We start from the raw sequence: 18899 nt of genomic DNA, 5'->3' as shown, positions 1-18899 counted from the left end.
TTTTTGCTTGATTAACAGGTGTTTAAAAGAAGTGTTAAATTACCTGTAAACTTTTCTTGAAATTATTTTTACTTCTCCTTTTTTTTCTAAACTTTTAATTGAGCGAATAACGGTTTCAACTCTTAAACCCAAAATATCTGCAATTTGCTGTCTTGTATAGGGAATTTGAAAGTTAGAATTTAATGTTAGTTTATGAACATCATTTTTTAAATAATCAAAAAATCTTAAAATCCGATGCATTGGTTCTTGTCCTGAAATTTCTGAAGCAATTATAGCTTTGTAGTAAAGTCTTTTAGCTAGCGCTTTTGTTATTTTAAAATGTATCTCTTGGTGGTCTGTTAGTAATTCAAATAATTTTTTTTTAGGTAAAATAATTATTTCTGAATCCGATAAAGTCATAGCGTTTGCCGGATAAGGAACACTTATAAAAAGCGGAGGTTCACCAAAGCTTTGTTTTTTGTAAAATATACCTTGTATAAATTCTTTACCATCATCATTAAAATTATTCATTTTTACGGCTCCCTTTAAAATTTGGTAATAGTTTCGCGCAATGTCATTTTCAGTAAAAATTTTTTCATCTTTTTTGTAAGTAACTGTCTTAGCGTTGAATTCGAATAAAATATCTTCTGGAATCATTATGATTTAGGTCATAAAAGGTTTTCAGGTAAATATATACTTTTGCTTTTAATTAATATGAATATGGATAAAAAAGAAATAGCGTCACGAGAAGATATTTACTTATTAGTATTAACTTTTTATGATCGGATAAAAAAGGACGATTTAATTGGGCCTATTTTTATTGAAATGATTCCAGAAAAGGAGTGGGGAAATCATTTAATAAAGCTAACAGATTTCTGGGAAACAAATTTGTTTTTTGTAAGAAAGTTTAAAGGAAATCCTGTTAAAGTACATAAAAATCTTGATAAAAGTTTTAAATACAGTATTTCTCAAAAACATTTTGGACGTTGGCTTCAATTATGGTTTTCTACAATAGATGAGCTTTTTGTTGGTGAAAAAGCATTTAATGCCAAAGAAAGAGCAAGAAATATAGCTTCTATGTTGTTTTTCAAAATATTTGATAGTAGACCTTAAAATATTAAAATTCAATGCAATTACATTAAATAAAACTACAAAAACCTTGCAGACTTTTGTAGTTTTATTTTTTTGCCAATTAAACATATGCTTTTAGCTGGTATATTATTAGAAGTAAGTTTCCAAGAATATTGATAATAAATGTCCAAGTAATTATTTTAAAAGGTTGTTGACTTATAGCCATCACATTTGCTCCCATTGCAGATAAACAAGTGAAAATTAATGGGAAATATGCAATTTCACCTTGTATAGCCAATGCTGCTGAAATAGAAGCAATCATAGTACCAACCATAATAAATAAAATTGCAATTCCGATAGCATTTTTTTCTTCTTTTTTAATCCAAGCATTTACAAGTTCAATTAAAATATTTTTTTTTCGTGCTGAAATAGTATTTTTCGATTGTATTAGATTTGATATCTCCATGATTTAACTCGTTTTTATTAAACAAAATTAAAGGGTAATCTGTTTATAATTTATGAGTTCAATCATAAATAAGAATAAAACCTTAATGCATATTTATAAGATATTTATATCTTCACATTTTAAAAGAAATGAATTTGGATCCATTAACCCTATCACATATTTTACTAGTATTAATTGCTAGTGTTGCTATTGCCTTCTTTCAATATTTTTATCAGGGAAAAAAACAATCACGCGTTACAATTGTTTTGTTTTTTTTGAGGAGCTTGACACTTTTTTTTATAGGAGTTCTTCTAATCAATCCACAGATAGAAGTTGTCGATACAAAGAATCATAAACCTCTTATTTCTTTGTTGATTGATAACTCTAAATCAATGGCATTTTTTAAGGAAGAAAAAAAGATAGAAAGTATCGTCGAATCTATAAAGAAAAATAAAGATCTTAACAACAAGTTTGAAGTAATTTCTTTTTCTTTTGGAGAAGATGTTCAATTATCGGATAGTTTAAGTTTTGATGAGCGAAAAACAGATATCAATGAAGCAATGTTATCCATAGATAAATTGTACCCTAACAAAAAAAGAGCAACCATACTTATAACAGATGGAAACCAAACATCTGGAAATGACTATGAATTTTATAAGCCGAAAACTAAAATTTTTCCCATTATTATCGGTGATACAACGCTCCATCAAGATATACAAATTTCTAATTTGAATGTAAATAAATATAGTTATTTAAATAACAATTTTCCTGTTGAAGCAATGATACTCTATGAAGGAGACAGCTCTATAACTGCTAATTTTATGATAACCCATAAGGGGAAAAAAGTGATTTCTAAAAAACTTTTTTTTTCACCCAAAAACAAGACAAACACTATTAGTGTAGAGTTAAAATCTAAAGAAAAAGGAGTACAATATTATCAGGCATCTATCAAAAGTTCTATTGAAGAAAAAAATATTAAAAACAACAGCAGAGATTTTTCTGTTGAGGTAATTGATGAACAAACAAAAATATTATTGTTAAGCTCAATTATACATCCAGATTTAGGAGCTATAAAAAAAGCAGTAGAAAGTAATAAGCAAAGAAAAGTTGAAATCAAGATAATGAATAAGGACGCATTTGATATTGAAAATTATCAAATGTTTATTTTTTACCAACCTAATTTTAGCTTCAGGGATGTGTTAAATCAGGTAAACTCTAATTATTTTTTAATTTCTGGAATAAAAACTGATTGGAGATTTATAAATAATTTAGAATTAGGAATAAAAAAATCAACAATAAATCAAAATGAAGCGTCTGCACCTGTTTACAACAGCAATTTTTTGACTTTTATGCAAGAAAATATTGGTTTTGAGGAATTTCCACCATTGGAAGATAAATTTGGAAAAATCCAATTTACAAGAAAAAATCAAGCTTTATTAGGTCAAAATATTGGAGGGATTCCTTCAGGACAGCCTTTATTAGTAGCTCTTGAAGAAAATGAAAAAAAGACAATGGTGTTGTTCGGAGAAGGTATTTGGAAATGGAGATCTTCTAGTTATTTAAAAGAGAAGTCTTTTGAGGAGTTTGATAAATTTTTAAATAATATCATACAGTACTTGGCTTCTAATAAAAAGCGAAATAGGCTAGAGATAACGGCAAAAAAAAGTTATTCCGCTAATGAAGATATTGTTTTTTCAGCATTTTATGTCGATCAAAATTATCGTTTTGATAAAAGGGCCTCGCTTGACTTAAAAATTATAAATAGTAGTACAAAAGAAGAAATAAGCTATCCATTTTCTTTAATGAACAATTCTTACAGAGTTTCGATAGAAGGATTAGAGCCAGGAATTTACTCATATCAAGTAACGGTAAAAGGTCAATCTATAACAAACAGGGGGAGTTTTAGAGTTACTGCTTTTGAGATTGAAGAACAATTTGTCAATGCAAATCAGAATAAACTTAAAAAAATAGCCTTGAATACCAATGGAAAGGTATATTATAGCAATCAGATTGCGGCTTTATTAAATAACTTAAACTCTGATCCAAATTATTCTAAAGTGCAGGAGTCAATTATATCACAAAAGAGTTTAATTGAATGGAAGTGGTATTTAATTTTAATAGTAATTTCTTTAGCTTCAGAATGGTTTATTAGAAAATATTTTGGGCGCATTTAAAAAAGTAAAAAAACTAAAAGTTTTATGTTCCCAATAATTAATTCATTTTAAGAATTATGATAGAACATTTTTTTAAATGTCCATTTTGTTGGCTAGAAATCTCGATGTTAATAGACACAAGTATATCAAACCAATCTTACATTGAAGATTGTGAAAACTGTTGTAATCCTATTCAGATTGAAGTGTTTTTTTCTTTTGGAAATTTAATTGAATTCAGAGCTTTAAATACCGAGCAATAAAATATTTTAATGGAAAGATAATAATGATTATTACAGTAATATATTTAAGGCAAAGCTTTTGTAATCTGATTTTGCTATTATGTGTTTTTATTAGTTTGATTAATATTGTTTTAGAGTTTTGATTAATATAAATACAGTATAAAAAAATATAGATAGAAAATTATATTTTAATCGTATTTTTGATTAAACTAAAACTTTAAAAATGGCAAAAAATCAAATTGAGTTAAACATACCTAAAGGATCTTTTTTAATCCCAATAGCAATCATTTCTTTAATATTTGTGATAAAATCAACAGAGACAATAGGCCCAGGTGAGGCTGGTGTGATCTTTGAGAGATTTGGAGATGGTATTAATACAACAAAAACTTTTGGAGAGGGGTTTCATATTGTGGCACCTTGGAATAAAATGATCGTTCAAAAAGTTCGACAACAGTCTATTTCTGATCAAATGAACGTTCTGTCTGTTAATGGATTAGAAGTTCGTGTTGACGGAACTGTTTGGTTTAGACCAGATTACAATAGTTTAGGGAACTTAATAAAAACCAAAGGCACAAATTATGTGTCAGATATCTTAGATCCAGCAATTAATGCAGCTGCAAGAAGTGTTGTTGGTAGGTATACACCAGAACAATTGTATTCAAGTAAACGAGATGTAATAGAACAAGAAATTTTAGAAGAAGCACAAGATGAACTCAAAGATCAATTTATTATTGTTGAAAGAGTTTTGGTAGAAGATGTTCAATTACCTAATACCATTCGTGATGCAATTGAAAGAAAACTAAAACAAGAACAAGAATCTCTAGAGTATCAATTTAGAATAGAAAAAGCAGAAAAAGAAGCAGAAAGACAAAGGATAGAGGCAAAGGGGAAAGCAGATGCAAATAAAATATTGAGTGCTTCACTAACAGATAAGATTTTAAGAGATAAGGGAATAGAAGCTACAAATAAATTGTCAGAGTCCCCTAATAGTAAGGTTGTTATTATTGGGTCAGGAAAATCAGGTATGCCAATAATATTAGGAAATCAATAATGTAAATATAACTATTTTAAATTATAAAATTAGGGCCTCTTTATGAATTTAAAGAGGTTTGTTCTTTTAGTTCATAAGGTTTTTTAGTTTAGCTAATTTTGATTTGAAATCAAAATTAAAAGAATAGAAGGGAGGAGGCAGACAGAAATTAATTCTCAATTGAAAACAATATAATTAAAAAAACCTCAAAATAAATATATTTATTTTGAGGTTTTTTATGACTAAGAATTATTCTAAAACCAATAAAAAATTATTCTGATTTTAAAAGATATTCAAGAATTACTTTTCCTTTCTGATTTCTAATCCATAGAATATTGGTATCCTTAATTTCATATGAAACCCCATGCTTCAAAATTTTATCTAAGTGTATGCTTAGAGCATTTGTGTAAGCTTCTGAGGTAGTTATTGTACTTATGTTTAATTTATCATAAGTTAAGTTTTCAACTTGTCCACTAATTGATACGCTTCCATTAGATCCTGTAAAGTCTCTATTTCCGTTAACAAGATCGAATTTTAAGAATGGGTGAAAAGGTAATTTTTTATTATATACTTTTAATTTGTTTTTCTTTCTAAATCTTTTTAGTATCCAAGTATTGTTTAATGGAGCATCAACCTCTACTTTGTGTTCATACTTGAACGCATTTATATTGAAAAGGTCGTAATTGGAAATTTCACCATCCATGTAAAAATTCTTTACATAACGTTCCATTGCGGCATTTACATTTGTTCCATGCCCATAACCATATACATGTCCAATTTCATGAGATAATTTTCCTAATGGCTTTACACCACCTGTAAATTTGATTTGATTTGATACAGAAATTTTACTTCCGTTAGCTTTCATAGCTTTTATACCTTTTTTTCTTTGAAAAACGATAGCTTTGGAATCGTGTCTTATTTTATTATATACAACCGCTCCAGGTTTTGTAATTCCAGCTCTGTCCATGTATGTGATGAAATGAGGATGTGAATACATTTTTCTAAACCTTTTAAAAGCGTTTTTAAGAAATTCTTGTTCATTACCACCGAAAGTACCATTACCCGAAAGAAATCTACTTATTCTCAAAGAAAAATTATTTCTTTGAAATTGATCAGTTTGATAAAGTTTAATAGTATTTTTTTCTTCTTTCAATACGTTACCATTTAAATCCTTTAACTGGTAAAGTGATGTGGTAATTTCATAGTTAGGACTTTTTGTAATAATGTTTTTTGGAATAAATTTAGGGTTTAATCTTTTGATTTCTTTGAGTTTAGTTATTCCGAAATCTTTTTGATTTCTGTATTTTGATGATTTTTCTAAATCACTTAAAAAACTCTCTTCATCAATATTACTTTTCAAATCAGTATCTTCGATAATATTGTCTGAACATGAAAATAAGACAAATGTTAACAAAGTAATAAATAGCTTCTGCATAAAAATAAAAATTAAATTTCAAAATAGATTAAGCAGTGGTAGATTTGAAGACTAAGTTTTGGTTTGGAGATGCAAACATAGTTAATTTTTTGTTAAAAACCAAAAACTACGTGTGTTAAATAATTGATTTTTAGTTTTTTGTTTTTTTGAGGTGTTTGGTTTTCGTCAAAAAAAGAGGCCAAAATTGTTAAGTATACCTTTTTTTTAAGGTGTCTAAAGAATTAAGAGTTAAAAAAGTTGTTTGTAATAAATTAGATTATAAACGAACCATGTTTGATTTTAATTTAGAAAAATTACCTTAGTTTTGGTTTTATTTTAATAAATCATGTATATTTGCACGCTTAAAATTAAATTTTAATTATATATGAACCATTACGAAACTGTTTTCATATTGAATCCCGTTTTATCTGAAGGTCAGATAAAGGAAACAGTGCAGAAATTTGAAGATTATTTGACTTCAAAAGGAGCAGAAGTGATTCACAAAGAAGATTGGGGACTAAAGAAGTTAGCATATCCAATCGAAAAGAAAAAAAGTGGGTTTTACCATTTATTTGAGTTTAAAGCAGGAGGAGATGTTATCGCTCCGTTTGAACTAGAGTTTAGACGAGATGATAGTATTATGAGATACCTAACTGTAAAGTTAGATAAACATGCTGTTGCTTGGGCTGAAAAAAGAAAACAACGTGTCAAATCCTCTAAAAAATAACCTATGGCGTCTATTGATCAACAAGCAAAAGGAAACAAGCAAGGAGAAGTGCGTTATTTAACGCCTCTTGATATAGAAACTAAAAAAGAAGCAAAGTATTGTAGATTCAAAAAAAATGGAATCAAGTATATCGATTACAAAGATGCAGACTTCTTAATGTATTTAGTTAACGAACAAGGTAAGATTTTACCTAGACGTTTGACAGGGACATCATTAAAGTACCAACGTAAAGTAGCTCAAGCTATCAAAAGAGCTCGTCATTTAGCGTTAATGCCATATGTTGGTGATATGTTAAAATAATAAAGAAGTAGAACAATGGAATTGATATTAAAACAAGACGTAGAAAACTTAGGTTTTAAAGACGATGTTGTAAACGTTAAGAACGGTTACGGTCGAAATTATCTTATACCGCAAGGTCATGCTGTTTTAGCTACTTCTTCGGCTAAAAAAGTATTGGCTGAAAATTTGAAGCAACGTGCTTTTAAAGAAGCGAAAATAATAGAAGATGCAACTAAATTAGCAGAAGCTGTTAAAGGATATGAAATTAAAATAGCTTCAAAAGTAGGTTCAGGAGATAAATTATTTGGATCAGTGAATAATGCCGATGTAGCGCTTGCACTAACGAAAGCAGGTACAGAGGTAGACAAAAAATTCATCAAAGTTACTGGTGGAAATGTTAAAAGACTAGGAAAATATAATGCGGCGGTTCGTTTACATAGAACTGTAGTTGCTGATATTGTATTTGAAGTAGTTGCAGAAAAATAAACTAAGAAAAATATTTTTTTCTTAAAAAAACCGTCTAATGACGGTTTTTTTTTTAAGACATTTTTATTTGTTCTTGGTTTTTTAGTATATCTTCAAACGTTTCTCGTTTTCTTATCAGGTAGTCCTTTCCCTTGTGAACCATAACTTCAGCAGGCTTATATCTTGAATTATAGTTAGATGTCATTGAATAACAATAAGCACCAGCATTATGAAAACAAAGTATATCGCCTTCTGAAATTTCAGAGATACGCCTATTGGTACCAAAAGTGTCTGTTTCACAAATATAGCCAACAACACTGTAAAATCGTTCACGTCCCTTAGGATTTGAAATATTCTCAATAAAATGATATGAATTGTAAAACATAGGTCTAATCAAATGATTAAGTCCACTATCGATCCCCGCAAAAACAGTAGAAGTTGTTTGTTTAATTACATTTACTTTAGCTAAAAAATATCCAGATTGACTAACTAAGAATTTTCCTGGTTCAAACATTAAAGTAATTTCTTTCCCGTAATTTTTACAGAATGTGTTAAACCTCGTGGTCAATTTTTCTCCTAATTCTTCAATATTTGTAGAAATATCATCTTTTTTATACGGTACTTTAAAGCCACTTCCAAAATCAATAAAATCAATATTTTTGAACTGTTTTGCAACTTCAAATAAAATTTCTGTGGCTCTTATAAATGTATCAATATCTAAAATATCAGAACCTGTGTGCATATGAATACCATTGATATGCATTCCCGTATTTTCAACCACACGTTTTATGTGTGGTACTTGGTGTATTGAGATTCCAAATTTAGAATCGATATGACCAACTGAGATTTTACTATTTCCTCCAGCCATCACATGAGGGTTAATACGTATACACACAGGGGTTTTTGGGTGTTTTTGTCCAAATAGTTCAAGAATAGATAAGTTATCAATATTAATTTGAACACCAAGCTTGGCAACTTCTTCTATTTCTTGTAATGAAACACCGTTCGGTGTATATATAATATCTTTAGGCTTGAAACCAGCTAATAACCCTAACTTAACCTCTTGTATGGATACTGTATCTAAACCACTCTTTAAAGAATTAAAAACTTTTAAAATATTTATATTTGAAAGTGCTTTTACAGCATAGTTTATTTTAACGTTTTTTACTTTTGAAAAAGCTTTTGTTATTTTATTATATTGACTAGTTATGATGTCTGTATCATAAACATATAAAGGACAACCATAGGTATTTGATAACCTCAATAATTCTTTTTTATCCATTTTTAATAATTAAAGTATCAAAATTAAAAAAGGGAAATAATAGTAGAAATTAATTTTAAGAAATAAACATATCTATTTTTTTTGTAGAAATATATTAAAAACTCACTAAGCTGATTTATTGAATTTTAATTTGCTATACTTTGTTCAGTTCTATTGATAATTTTTCCAGAACTAAAAATAGACTTCTTTATTCTTGATGCTTTTCCTTTGTAATATGTATTTTCAAATCTAACTTTATTTACGTGGGTATATAGATTATTTGATCAAGTTATATTTAAATTTTTGATATTATATTTAATTCTTTTACATTTTCGGATCCACCTTTAGAGTATTTCAAATTATTTGTTTTTCCGCTTAATTTAATTGAATAAGAACCACCAACTTTTGTTTTTTATTAATTGTACATTGGTAACTTTTTTAATCGTTCTTGAGCTGCCAACATTTAAATCGATATTTTGATTATGAATTCTTTTTCTATAATTATTTTTTCTGATCTTATTATAGAGATTGATGATGTTTAATTAAAGTGTACTCTAAAAACAATGTTTTAAGATATTTGAAAATTCATGTTATTTTTAACCCCAATTTTTAAATGTATGTTTTTAACTTTCGTTTCTAAGTATGGAATTACGTTGTCTTTGGCCTCGATAGTCAAAAAAAACAATTTTCTTTCTTCCTTTATAATAAGAAAAGAACATCCAATACTTAGTCTGTTGAATTCTTTAATTTTTCTTTCCCTTGAAATCACTCTCTCGCTATCTTTAATTTTTTTAGAACCAACCCAATTCTGAAAATATATTGAAATAGAAAATCATAATACTAATAATTGCAATAAATTCACTTTTTTAATTGTATTTTTTCAAAGAAACTTTACCATAACTCGAGTTTATATTTATAATAGAATTTGAAACGTTTTTACCAAATTTGCCTTCATAATATTTTTTGAATGATTTTTTAATTTTTTTATTTAATAGAATTTCTTTTGAAGGAAAACTAAAACTAGCAAAACTTATATTAACATTAAATTTAAAATTGTTGTCAGTTTTGGTACCAAGCGTAATACTTGCATAGCTTGCATTGATATTAATTTTTTCAAATCCTTTTTTTATTTCTTGAATTTTAAGGTTACCAAAATCCGTATCAATATCTAGTTTTTTTTCTAATGAATCGATTTTTATTCTAGTGTAGTCTGAATTACCTTTTAGGTTTACAACACTATTGATAGAAATTCCTCCGTAGTCGCAATTGTAAATTATCGAATTAATATTACCAAATTTTATATTAGAGTAATCTGATTCGACCATCAATTTTTCTGCTTGATCTATTTTCAAAGTAGAATAATCAACTGAAATATTTCCAAAAGTTAAATACTCAATATTTGAATCTTCAGAATAATTTAGGTTTATATTATTTTCTGAGTTTTGAAGCTTTCCAATTTCAATATTACCAAAAGAACAATTAATAGTAGCTTTTCCCCATAAATCATCTAATTGAATATTCCCAAACTTATTTTGTAAGAAAACATTGTTGTTAGCAGGTATTTTTACTGTATAGTGTATTTTGAAGGATGTATTATTTTTTTGATTTCGCCAAAAAGACCAAACACTATTTTTGTTTTCGATAATAGTTTTTGCCTTAACCATACTTTTATTAGCGGTGAAATCTATATAAATACTATTTAATTTTTCATCAATATTACTTTCTGAATTTCCCTTCACAATAATTTTAATATTGATTTCAATTTTATTTTCATTCCAAGTGTCTATATTCAAGTTACCATATTTATTATCAATGGATAAAGTGGCATTTTCATTTACAAGAAATTCTTTTTTAATTGTTTTATTTTTTTCGTATCTGTTATGTCCGTGATCGTTGAATGAATAACTTAAATTTGAAAATAATAAAAGTATCAACGATATGCTATTAAATAATTTCATTATAATTTTGTTCAATTTTCTTTGATTTTTTTTGATTTTCAAGTTTGGTTAATAAGGTTTTTAAAATATTTAATCGTTGTTGATAGTTGTTTATTAGGTTCTTAATAATTAGTTTTTTATTGTTGTTATTCTTTAGTTCTTTTATAAATAGTTGATGTTGCTCTTCTAAATTTTCAATTTCATCTAAAGCATCTTCAATTAATGTTTCGGTTTCAATATTTCGGTACCTTTCAATATCTTTTAACTCTTGTTGAATTGTTGTAATGAAGAAATATTCTGTTTCAGCCATTTCAGGAGCAAACTTGATTATGCTGTCTTTTGATGAATATATTTTCATTCTACCTAAATAAAAACCGATTATCAAAATTACTGAAGCTGCAATACCCAGCCATTTCCAAGAAAAATTATTGTTATTTTTTTTAAGGTTTAATTTTCTTTTGAAACGATCAACATGACCTGGATAGGGTTCGTGAATATCAAAATCATTATTGTTTAGAAAAGACGATAAATTATTTTTTTTCATAAAATATTCTTATTCGGTTTTACTTACTAATAATTGTTTTAATTTTTTTTTGGCTCTAGAAACTAGGGTTCTTACATTTTCATTGGTGTAGTTTAATATTTCAGAAATTTCTTCATAATCATATCCTTCAATTAGGTTTAATGTTAAAATAATTTTATAATTTGATTTTAATTGATTTAGTGCGCTTAACATTTGTTTTACGTTTATCATTGAGTAATCAATTTCTTCTTCGATATCATTATAATTATTTTTTAACTCTATTTTTAAATCATTGTATTTTGAGTTCTTTTTGAGTTGATTTAAACTTTTGTTGATAACAATTCTTTTTAACCACGCACCAAAGGCAACTTCTCCTTTAAAAGTATTTAGTTTAGAAAAAGCAGCTAAAAAAGCTTCTTGCATGATATCTTCAGCCTCGAATTGGTCGTTTAGAATTCTAAACGCACTATTATACATTGCTTTATAATACTTATTATAGATAAGTAATTGGGCATTACTATCGTCCTTTTTACAACGTTCAATTAGTTGATTGATGTTTGACATTTGTTGCTTCAAAGAGTTTTAATCTATTGTATAGACAGTGATTTTGTTTTTATGTGACACTTTAAAAATAAAAAGTTTAATTAAGTGCAAAACTAATTTTATAATTACTAAGTTAATTATTTGAATAGTATTAGGCTGATAAATCAAAAGTTTATTGAAAATATGTATATTTGACCGATGAGTAACAGTGTAAAAATTATCGAGTGCCCTAGAGATGCTATGCAAGGTATTAAGGGACACTTTATACCCACTGATTTGAAAATTAAATATATAAATGCATTATTAAAAGTAGGGTTTGATACGATTGATTTCGGAAGTTTTGTGTCACCAAAAGCAATTCCACAAATGCGAGATACAGCAGATGTATTAGCGGGTCTTGATTTGTCGTCTACCAAAAGTAAACTCCTAGCTATTGTAGCAAACATAAGAGGAGCTAATGATGCAGCTATTTTAAATGAAATTGATTATTTGGGATATCCTTTCTCAATATCAGAAAATTTTCAGATGAGAAATACTCATAAAACTATAAGTCAGTCTGTTGAAACATTAAAAGAAATACTAGCAATTGCGAATAGAGCTAATAAGAAAGTTGTTGCTTATTTATCAATGGGATTTGGGAACCCTTATGGCGATCCTTGGAATGTTGATATTGTTGGAGAATGGACAGAAAAGCTTTGTAAGTTAGGTGTAAATATATTATCTTTATCAGACACAATAGGTAGTTCAACACCAAAGGTCATTGAGTATTTGTTTTCAAATTTAATACCTGAGTTTCCAAATATAGAATTCGGAGCTCACTTACACACTACTCCTGATTCATGGTTTGAAAAAATAGATAGCGCTTTTGAGGCGGGATGTAGACGATTTGATGGTGCAATAAAAGGTTATGGAGGTTGCCCAATGGCAAAAGATGATTTAACAGGAAATATGCCAACTGAAAAATTATTGTCTTATTTTACCTCAAAGAATGTAAAAACAAACATAAAACCAATGAGTTTTGAAAGTGCTTATAATAAGGCGCTTGAAGTTTTTTAATCATATGAAGTTAATTATTATTTCTTTTTTTGTTATGTTTTCATTTTTTAATTACTCATCTAACGATGAGAATATCGGAGCATGGAACATAAGCAATGGTAGGTTTATAAAAAATTATACAAAAAACGATGACTTGGCAGCATTACATTGGAAAACATTTTATGATATATTTCCTAAACCAATTGTAAAAAAATACATAAAAAAATTAGTTTTAATTTCAGATGGTCTTGATGAAAAGACGGGAGCCTTAGGAGCCTTAAATGAAAGAAATGATAAATGGCAATTGGTAATAGATACTATTGACGTAAATTTTAGAACTAAAAATAAAAGAAGGTTAAGAGAGTCAGTTTATACTTTGGTACACGAATTTGGACATTTATTGACCTTAAATAGTACGCAAATAAGACCAACAAACAAAATTAGTCAAGAGGAAGGAGAGCCTTATTTAACAATCGAAGGGGAGTCTTATAAAAACAGTTACTTAAACAAATTCGTATCTCTATTTTGGAAAGGGAAACTACTTGAAAAGTGGGATGTTATTAAGGAGAGACACTGCTTTACTGAAGAAAGTTGTGTTGAAAAACTTTTTGGGCTTTACAGAGAAAATTTCTCCGACTTTGTAACAGATTATGCTGCTGAGAGTCCGGAAGAAGACATTGTTGAAAGTTGGACATTCTTTGTTTTAAAGAAAAAAATAAAGCATCCTAAAACTATTGCTCAAAAGAAAATAAACTTTTTTTATCAATTTCCAGAACTTGTTGAGTACAGAAGGCAAATAAGGGTAAATACGCGACTTTACTTACGTTAATCCAAACTCAAAAATATTAAATATTTAATTTTTAGGTACTATTTGTTTCGATCATAGATACAGATATAAACAAGAAAAATAGCATATCGTTAATGAAAAAAACAACTAAATTTTTACTAGTTTTAATAATTTGTTTCCTTTCAGGAAGATGCGTAGATAAAAAAAAATCTTCATCTGAAACTTCAAGTAATTTATTTGAGTTTACTATTTTACAGTTAAATGATGTCTATGAAATAGCTCCTATACAAAATGGGAATTATGGAGGTATGGCAAGAGTTGAAACGATAAGAAAAGAGTTATTAAAAGAAAATAAAAATACTCTAACAGTTTTGGCTGGTGACTTTTTAAATCCATCCCTTCTAGGAACCATAAAAGTAGATGGTGACCGTGTTAGAGGAAAACAAATGATAGAAGTAATGAATGCTATGAATTTTGATTTAGTTGCTTTTGGTAATCATGAATTTGATTTGAGTTTTAGTAATTTACAAAAGCGAATAAATGAGAGTAATTTTGATTGGATTTCATCAAATGTTTTACATCAAATTAACGGAGAAAAAAGAAAATTTTGCAAAGAAAATAATGACGTAAAAACCGATATTAAAGAAACCTTTATAAAAGAGTTTAATTTTGGCGAAAATCAAAAGCTTAAAATTGGTTTTATAAGTGTTTGCATTCCTTCCAATCCTAAAGACTATGTGTTTTATGGAAATATATATGATGAAATTAAAAGATCTTATAATACTTTAAAACCTAAAGTGGATATTGTTTTGGGGCTTACTCATCTTACAATAGAACAGGATAAAAAAATAGCTTTAATGTTACCAGATATTCCCTTGATAATGGGGGGACATGAGCATACAAACTCTCATGATAGAGTTGGAGGAGTTACAATTACAAAAGCAGATGCAAATGCAAAAACAGCTTACATTCATAGATTTAAATATGATCCTAATACTCGTAAGGTTACTTTTAAATCTGAATTAAAGGAAGTAAATAAGGGGATAGCATTCGATAAAGAAGTTAACACTATTGTTAACAAATGGCAAAATATTTTAAAAACAAAGATAAAAGAGGTTGTAAATAATCCAGAGGAAATAATATATACAGCGAATGATTCTTTAGACGCTAGAGATACACCAATAAGAAGTGTTCAAACTAATATGGGAGATTTAATAACTAAAGCAATGAGTTTTGCTTATAAAGATAAAGTTGATTGTGCCTTGGTTAACGGAGGGTCTATAAGAATTGATGATGTTTTATATGGAGCGATTAACGCAATTGATATTTTTAAAGTACTACCATATGGAGGTCCAATACTAAAGGTTAAATTACGTGGAAATTTACTTCTAAAGGTTTTAAATTATGGTACTAATGCTTCAGGTACAGGAGCTTTTCTGCAAAAATATAATGTTAAAAAAAAAATTGACAAATGGATTGTTAACAATCAAGAGTTAATTGAAGATAAAGAATATTTGGTTGCCATATCAGACTATTTGTTGAAGGGGTTTGATATTCCGTTTTTAAACAGTAAAAATAAAAATGTACTTAATATTTATCGACCACAAAAAGAAGAGATGGCTACAGATATAAGAAAAGCTGTGATAATGTATCTTAAAAACAAGCGTAATTAAGAAATTATTTATTTTCTCAAATAACGATTAGATTACTTATAAAATTCTTTAGATTTTTCCCAAATTTCATCCATTTCCAATAAAGACATTTCTGATAGATTACGACCGGCTTTGGTAGCTTCTTTTTCTAGAAATTTAAAACGATTTATAAATTTTTTATTAGTTTTTTCTAACGCATTTTCAGGACTTACATTGATAAACCTGGCATAATTTATCATAGAAAATAGAACATCTCCAAATTCTTTTTCAATTTTTTCAGGATTATTATTTTTTATTTCTTCATTTAGCTCAGAAAGCTCCTCTTGCACTTTATCCCAAACTTGGTGTGGTTCCTCCCAATCAAAGCCAATTCCAGCAACCTTTTCCTGAATCCTATTCGCTTTTACCAAAGCGGGGAGGCTGTTAGGAACCCCCTCAAGAACTGATCTCTTTTTTCCCTCTTTTAGTTTTATTTTTTCCCAATTTTGTTTGACCTCTTTTTCAGAAGAAACTGTAATATCACCATAAATATGAGGATGCCTTTTAATGAGCTTATCACTAATTGAATTAGCAACATCAGCTATATCAAAAGCTTCTTTTTCGCTTCCTATTTTAGAATAAAAAACGATGTGCAAAAGCACATCGCCTAATTCTTTTTTTATTTCATCTAAATCATTATCTAAAATAGCATCTGCCAATTCGTAAGTCTCTTCAATAGTCAAATGTCTTAGGCTTTGCAACGTTTGCTTTTTATCCCAAGGGCATTTTTCCCTAAGATCATCCATAATATCCAACAGACGATTGAATGCTTTCAATTGTTTTTTACGAGAGTTCATAAACGCATAAACCTTTTAATAATAATTTAAAAAACATTGTATTATTCTTCCTCTTCAGTTTCTACAGATGCTTCTGAAACTAGAGTACTAAAATCAAACTTGGCATTAACTAAAATATTATACCATTGAATCACTTTCTTTACATTTGAGGCATATACTCTTTCCTCGTCAAAACTCGGTAAAATTTCTGAAAAGTAAGATAACAAGGTAGTATTACTTTCTTTATGAGAGATACTTTCTTTTCCACTTTCTTTATCTGAAATATTTTTAATTACCTGAGCTAAAGGAACTTCCTCTTCATAAGTGTATATCGCTATATTTTCTAACAAGCTAACATTATGTGTTGCTGTAATAGGAAAGCGTTTACCATCTACAATAGATTTTACAATAACACCTGTTTTTGTTTGAGATAAAATTTCGAATAGCCCTGGTTTTCCAGTAACGGCAATAATTTTACTAAACTCCATATATCATTTATATTTTATAACTTCGTTTTACTTTTTTTTATTTGGAAATCGCATTCTGTAGCCAGCATTAATCTTTCCATTAGAAATTTTATCTAATTTTCTTTTCAAAAGTCTTTTTTTCAAAGAAGATAATTTATCCGTGAAAAGAACTCCCTCAATATGATCATATTCGTGCTGAAAAACTCTTGCTGCTAATCCTTTTAATGTTTCTTGATGAGTATTAAATTCTTCATCTTGATATTCGATAGTAACAAATTCTTGCCTGTAAACATCCTCTCTTACTTCAGGAATACTTAAACATCCCTCATTAAAAGACCATTCTTCTCCTTCTTCTTTGATGATTTTAGCATTGATAAATACTTTATTAAAGTTTTCTAAGGTATTTTTTTCTTCTTCCGTAAGATCATCGTCCTCAGCAAAAGGAGTTGCATCAATTAAGAATAAACGAATGTCTTTTCCAATTTGAGGAGCGGCTAGTCCAACTCCTTGAGCGTTGTACATAGTCTGCCTCATATCCTCAATTAACTCTTTTAAGTTAGGATAATTAGCATCTATTTCTCTTCCAACCTTACGTAATACCGGATCACCGTATGCTACTATGGGTAAAATCATTTATTTAATTTTTGATGTCGACAAAAATACAAAGAATGGAGTTCTGAAAAAAAACTATTTATTGTATAAGTACGATTGTAATATAATAGTGGCACTTATCTCATCAATTAAAGCTTTATCTCGACGCTGTTTTTTTGTAAGCCCACTATCTATCATCGTTTGAAAAGCCATTTTAGATGTAAAACGTTCATCAACGCGTTCAACTGGAATTTCAGGCATAGTATTATGAAGTTGCTTTAAAAAATCAATAATAAATATTTCACTTTCACTGTTTGTATTGTTCATTCGCTTAGGTTTACCAATAATAAAAAGTTCTACATTTTCTTTTTTAATATAATTTTTAAGAAATGTTATCAGATTTTCAGTATTCACAGTTGTTAATCCTGAGGCTATAATTTTAAATTCGTCTGTTACCGCTATCCCTGTTCGTTTTACTCCATAATCAATAGCTAGAATTCGTCCCATTTTTTTATTTTAAGGCAAAAATAGTGAATTTAAACAGGAGTTAAATTTCTGTTTAAAAAATGTATCTTCGTGTTCAATTTGAGAACACAATTTATATTTGCGAGAAATAAGTTTTTAAGATGACAGAATTACAATCTATTATAGAAAAAGCATGGGATAGCCGTGAATTATTAAAAAAAGAAACCACTGTAAATGCAATTAGAGAAGTAATTGATTTATTAGATGCAGGTGAATTAAGAGTTGCTGAACCAAACAGTAATGGATGGCAAGTTAATGAATGGGTTAAAAAAGCAGTAGTATTATATTTTCCGATTCAAAAAATGGAAACACTTGAGGCGGGTATCTTTGAGTACCATGATAAAATTCCATTAAAAAGAAATTACAAGGAAAAAGAAATTCGAGTAGTACCGAATGCAGTAGCAAGGCATGGTTCGTACATATCATCAGGAACCATTTTAATGCCAAGTTACGTTAATATTGGAGCTTATGTTGATGAAGGTACTATGGTAGATACATGGGCTACAGTAGGGTCATGTGCTCAAATAGGGAAGAATGTACATTTATCCGGTGGAGTGGGTATAGGCGGTGTTTTAGAACCACTTCAGGCCGCGCCTGTAATTATTGAAGATAATGCTTTTATAGGTTCAAGATGTATTGTTGTAGAAGGAGTTAAAGTGGAGAAAGAGGCTGTTTTAGGAGCAAATGTTGTGCTTACAGCATCTACTAAAATTATTGATGTTACGGGAGAAAAGCCTATTGAAATGAAAGGAGTTGTTCCTGCAAGATCAGTCGTAATACCTGGAAGTTATACTAAAAGTTTTGCTGCAGGAGAATATAATGTTCCTTGCGCTTTAATTATAGGAAAACGTAAAGAAAGTACTAACAAAAAGACATCATTAAATGATGCATTAAGAGAGTATGATGTTGCAGTGTAACTCTCAAAAAACAACTACATATTTTAAAAAATAAGTTTTTTATA

General features: G+C 28.4%; 22 protein-coding genes. 11 read left to right on the top strand and 11 right to left on the bottom strand.

The window, feature by feature from the left end; all coding sequences use genetic code 11:
* Positions 1–39: 39 nt before the first annotated feature.
* The gene (locus AC2GW8_RS02540) at positions 40–636 is read right to left on the bottom strand and encodes a Crp/Fnr family transcriptional regulator (protein WP_440881228.1); all 597 of its coding nucleotides are present in this window, start codon (positions 634–636) and stop codon (positions 40–42) included.
* Between the two features lie 63 nt (positions 637–699).
* Between AC2GW8_RS02540 and AC2GW8_RS02535 the strand changes: the two genes are divergently transcribed.
* The gene (locus tag AC2GW8_RS02535) at positions 700–1092 is read left to right on the top strand and encodes a group III truncated hemoglobin (protein WP_440881227.1); all 393 of its coding nucleotides are present in this window, start codon (positions 700–702) and stop codon (positions 1090–1092) included.
* Positions 1093–1171: 79 nt separating this feature from the next.
* Here AC2GW8_RS02535 and AC2GW8_RS02530 read toward each other — a convergent pair whose 3' ends face one another.
* Complete coding sequence (locus AC2GW8_RS02530; protein WP_440881226.1) at positions 1172–1516, bottom strand: hypothetical protein; 345 nt, start codon at positions 1514–1516, stop codon at positions 1172–1174.
* A gap of 134 nt (positions 1517–1650) precedes the next feature.
* Between AC2GW8_RS02530 and AC2GW8_RS02525 the strand changes: the two genes are divergently transcribed.
* From AC2GW8_RS02525 to AC2GW8_RS02515, 3 genes are all read left to right on the top strand, one after another.
* Positions 1651–3669, top strand: a complete 2019-nt coding sequence (locus AC2GW8_RS02525) for a VWA domain-containing protein (protein WP_440881225.1) — start codon at positions 1651–1653, stop codon at positions 3667–3669.
* 56 nt (positions 3670–3725) lie between these two features.
* Positions 3726–3908, top strand: coding sequence for a zinc ribbon domain-containing protein (locus AC2GW8_RS02520; RefSeq protein WP_440881224.1), 183 nt, complete (start codon positions 3726–3728; stop codon positions 3906–3908).
* 202 nt (positions 3909–4110) lie between these two features.
* Positions 4111–4938, top strand: coding sequence for a prohibitin family protein (locus AC2GW8_RS02515; RefSeq protein ID WP_440881223.1), 828 nt, complete (start codon positions 4111–4113; stop codon positions 4936–4938).
* Positions 4939–5188: 250 nt separating this feature from the next.
* On the opposite strand, the gene AC2GW8_RS02510 is transcribed toward AC2GW8_RS02515, so the two are convergent.
* A complete protein-coding gene (locus AC2GW8_RS02510; protein ID WP_440881222.1) occupies positions 5189–6352 on the bottom strand; it encodes a hypothetical protein in 1164 nt (387 codons plus the stop codon).
* A gap of 364 nt (positions 6353–6716) precedes the next feature.
* Between AC2GW8_RS02510 and rpsF the strand changes: the two genes are divergently transcribed.
* From rpsF to rplI, 3 genes are read left to right on the top strand one after another with little or no spacing between them, the layout of a single operon-like run.
* Positions 6717–7058, top strand: a complete 342-nt coding sequence (gene rpsF, locus AC2GW8_RS02505) for a 30S ribosomal protein S6 (protein WP_440881221.1) — start codon at positions 6717–6719, stop codon at positions 7056–7058.
* Positions 7059–7061: 3 nt separating this feature from the next.
* Positions 7062–7358, top strand: a complete 297-nt coding sequence (gene rpsR, locus AC2GW8_RS02500) for a 30S ribosomal protein S18 (RefSeq protein ID WP_133536510.1) — start codon at positions 7062–7064, stop codon at positions 7356–7358.
* 15 nt (positions 7359–7373) lie between these two features.
* Positions 7374–7823 carry a 50S ribosomal protein L9 gene (gene rplI, locus AC2GW8_RS02495; RefSeq protein ID WP_440881220.1) on the top strand — a complete coding sequence of 150 codons (450 nt, stop codon included), beginning with the start codon at positions 7374–7376 and terminating at the stop codon, positions 7821–7823.
* A 52-nt stretch (positions 7824–7875) separates the two neighbouring features.
* Here rplI and lysA read toward each other — a convergent pair whose 3' ends face one another.
* The 4 genes from lysA to AC2GW8_RS02475 form a co-directional block, all read right to left on the bottom strand.
* Positions 7876–9084: a diaminopimelate decarboxylase gene (gene lysA / locus AC2GW8_RS02490; protein ID WP_440881219.1), complete on the bottom strand. Its 1209-nt coding sequence runs from the start codon at positions 9082–9084 to the stop codon at positions 7876–7878.
* Positions 9085–9929: 845 nt separating this feature from the next.
* Positions 9930–11021 (bottom strand): hypothetical protein, encoded by a 1092-nt coding sequence (locus AC2GW8_RS02485; protein ID WP_440881218.1) that lies wholly within the window; start codon positions 11019–11021, stop codon positions 9930–9932.
* The gene (locus AC2GW8_RS02480) at positions 11008–11544 is read right to left on the bottom strand and encodes a hypothetical protein (protein ID WP_440881217.1); all 537 of its coding nucleotides are present in this window, start codon (positions 11542–11544) and stop codon (positions 11008–11010) included. Before AC2GW8_RS02480 ends, AC2GW8_RS02485 begins: the two co-directional genes overlap by 14 nt.
* 9 nt (positions 11545–11553) lie before the next feature.
* Positions 11554–12087, bottom strand: a complete 534-nt coding sequence (locus AC2GW8_RS02475) for an RNA polymerase sigma factor (protein WP_440881216.1) — start codon at positions 12085–12087, stop codon at positions 11554–11556.
* 177 nt (positions 12088–12264) lie between these two features.
* Here AC2GW8_RS02475 and AC2GW8_RS02470 point away from each other — a divergent pair, with 177 nt between their 5' ends.
* The 3 genes from AC2GW8_RS02470 to AC2GW8_RS02460 all read left to right on the top strand — a co-directional run bounded on the left by AC2GW8_RS02470 (position 12265) and on the right by AC2GW8_RS02460 (position 15561).
* Positions 12265–13122 carry a hydroxymethylglutaryl-CoA lyase gene (locus AC2GW8_RS02470; RefSeq protein ID WP_440881215.1) on the top strand — a complete coding sequence of 286 codons (858 nt, stop codon included), beginning with the start codon at positions 12265–12267 and terminating at the stop codon, positions 13120–13122.
* 4 nt (positions 13123–13126) lie between these two features.
* Positions 13127–13930, top strand: a complete 804-nt coding sequence (locus AC2GW8_RS02465) for a hypothetical protein (protein WP_440881214.1) — start codon at positions 13127–13129, stop codon at positions 13928–13930.
* A 92-nt stretch (positions 13931–14022) separates the two neighbouring features.
* Entirely contained in the window at positions 14023–15561 is a 1539-nt protein-coding gene (locus tag AC2GW8_RS02460; RefSeq protein WP_440881213.1) for a bifunctional metallophosphatase/5'-nucleotidase, read from the top strand.
* Between the two features lie 32 nt (positions 15562–15593).
* Here the strand turns inward: AC2GW8_RS02460 and mazG are convergent, their stop codons facing one another.
* From mazG to ruvX, 4 genes are read right to left on the bottom strand one after another with little or no spacing between them, the layout of a single operon-like run.
* A complete protein-coding gene (gene mazG / locus AC2GW8_RS02455; protein ID WP_440881212.1) occupies positions 15594–16376 on the bottom strand; it encodes a nucleoside triphosphate pyrophosphohydrolase in 783 nt (260 codons plus the stop codon).
* A gap of 41 nt (positions 16377–16417) precedes the next feature.
* The gene (locus AC2GW8_RS02450; RefSeq protein WP_440881211.1) at positions 16418–16843 is read right to left on the bottom strand and encodes a DUF5606 family protein; all 426 of its coding nucleotides are present in this window, start codon (positions 16841–16843) and stop codon (positions 16418–16420) included.
* A gap of 27 nt (positions 16844–16870) precedes the next feature.
* Positions 16871–17455, bottom strand: a complete 585-nt coding sequence (gene def, locus AC2GW8_RS02445; protein ID WP_440881210.1) for a peptide deformylase — start codon at positions 17453–17455, stop codon at positions 16871–16873.
* 54 nt (positions 17456–17509) lie between these two features.
* Complete coding sequence (gene ruvX / locus AC2GW8_RS02440; protein WP_440881209.1) at positions 17510–17920, bottom strand: Holliday junction resolvase RuvX; 411 nt, start codon at positions 17918–17920, stop codon at positions 17510–17512.
* Positions 17921–18039: 119 nt separating this feature from the next.
* On the opposite strand from ruvX, the gene AC2GW8_RS02435 reads away from it, so the two are divergent.
* Positions 18040–18855, top strand: coding sequence for a 2,3,4,5-tetrahydropyridine-2,6-dicarboxylate N-succinyltransferase (locus AC2GW8_RS02435; RefSeq protein WP_440881208.1), 816 nt, complete (start codon positions 18040–18042; stop codon positions 18853–18855).
* The last annotated feature ends 44 nt before the right edge of the window (positions 18856–18899 follow it).

The sequence above is a fragment of the Tenacibaculum profundi genome (assembly GCF_057162725.1).
Note: the sequence above shows the minus strand (reverse complement) of the source record. Positions and strands in the feature narration are given on the sequence as shown.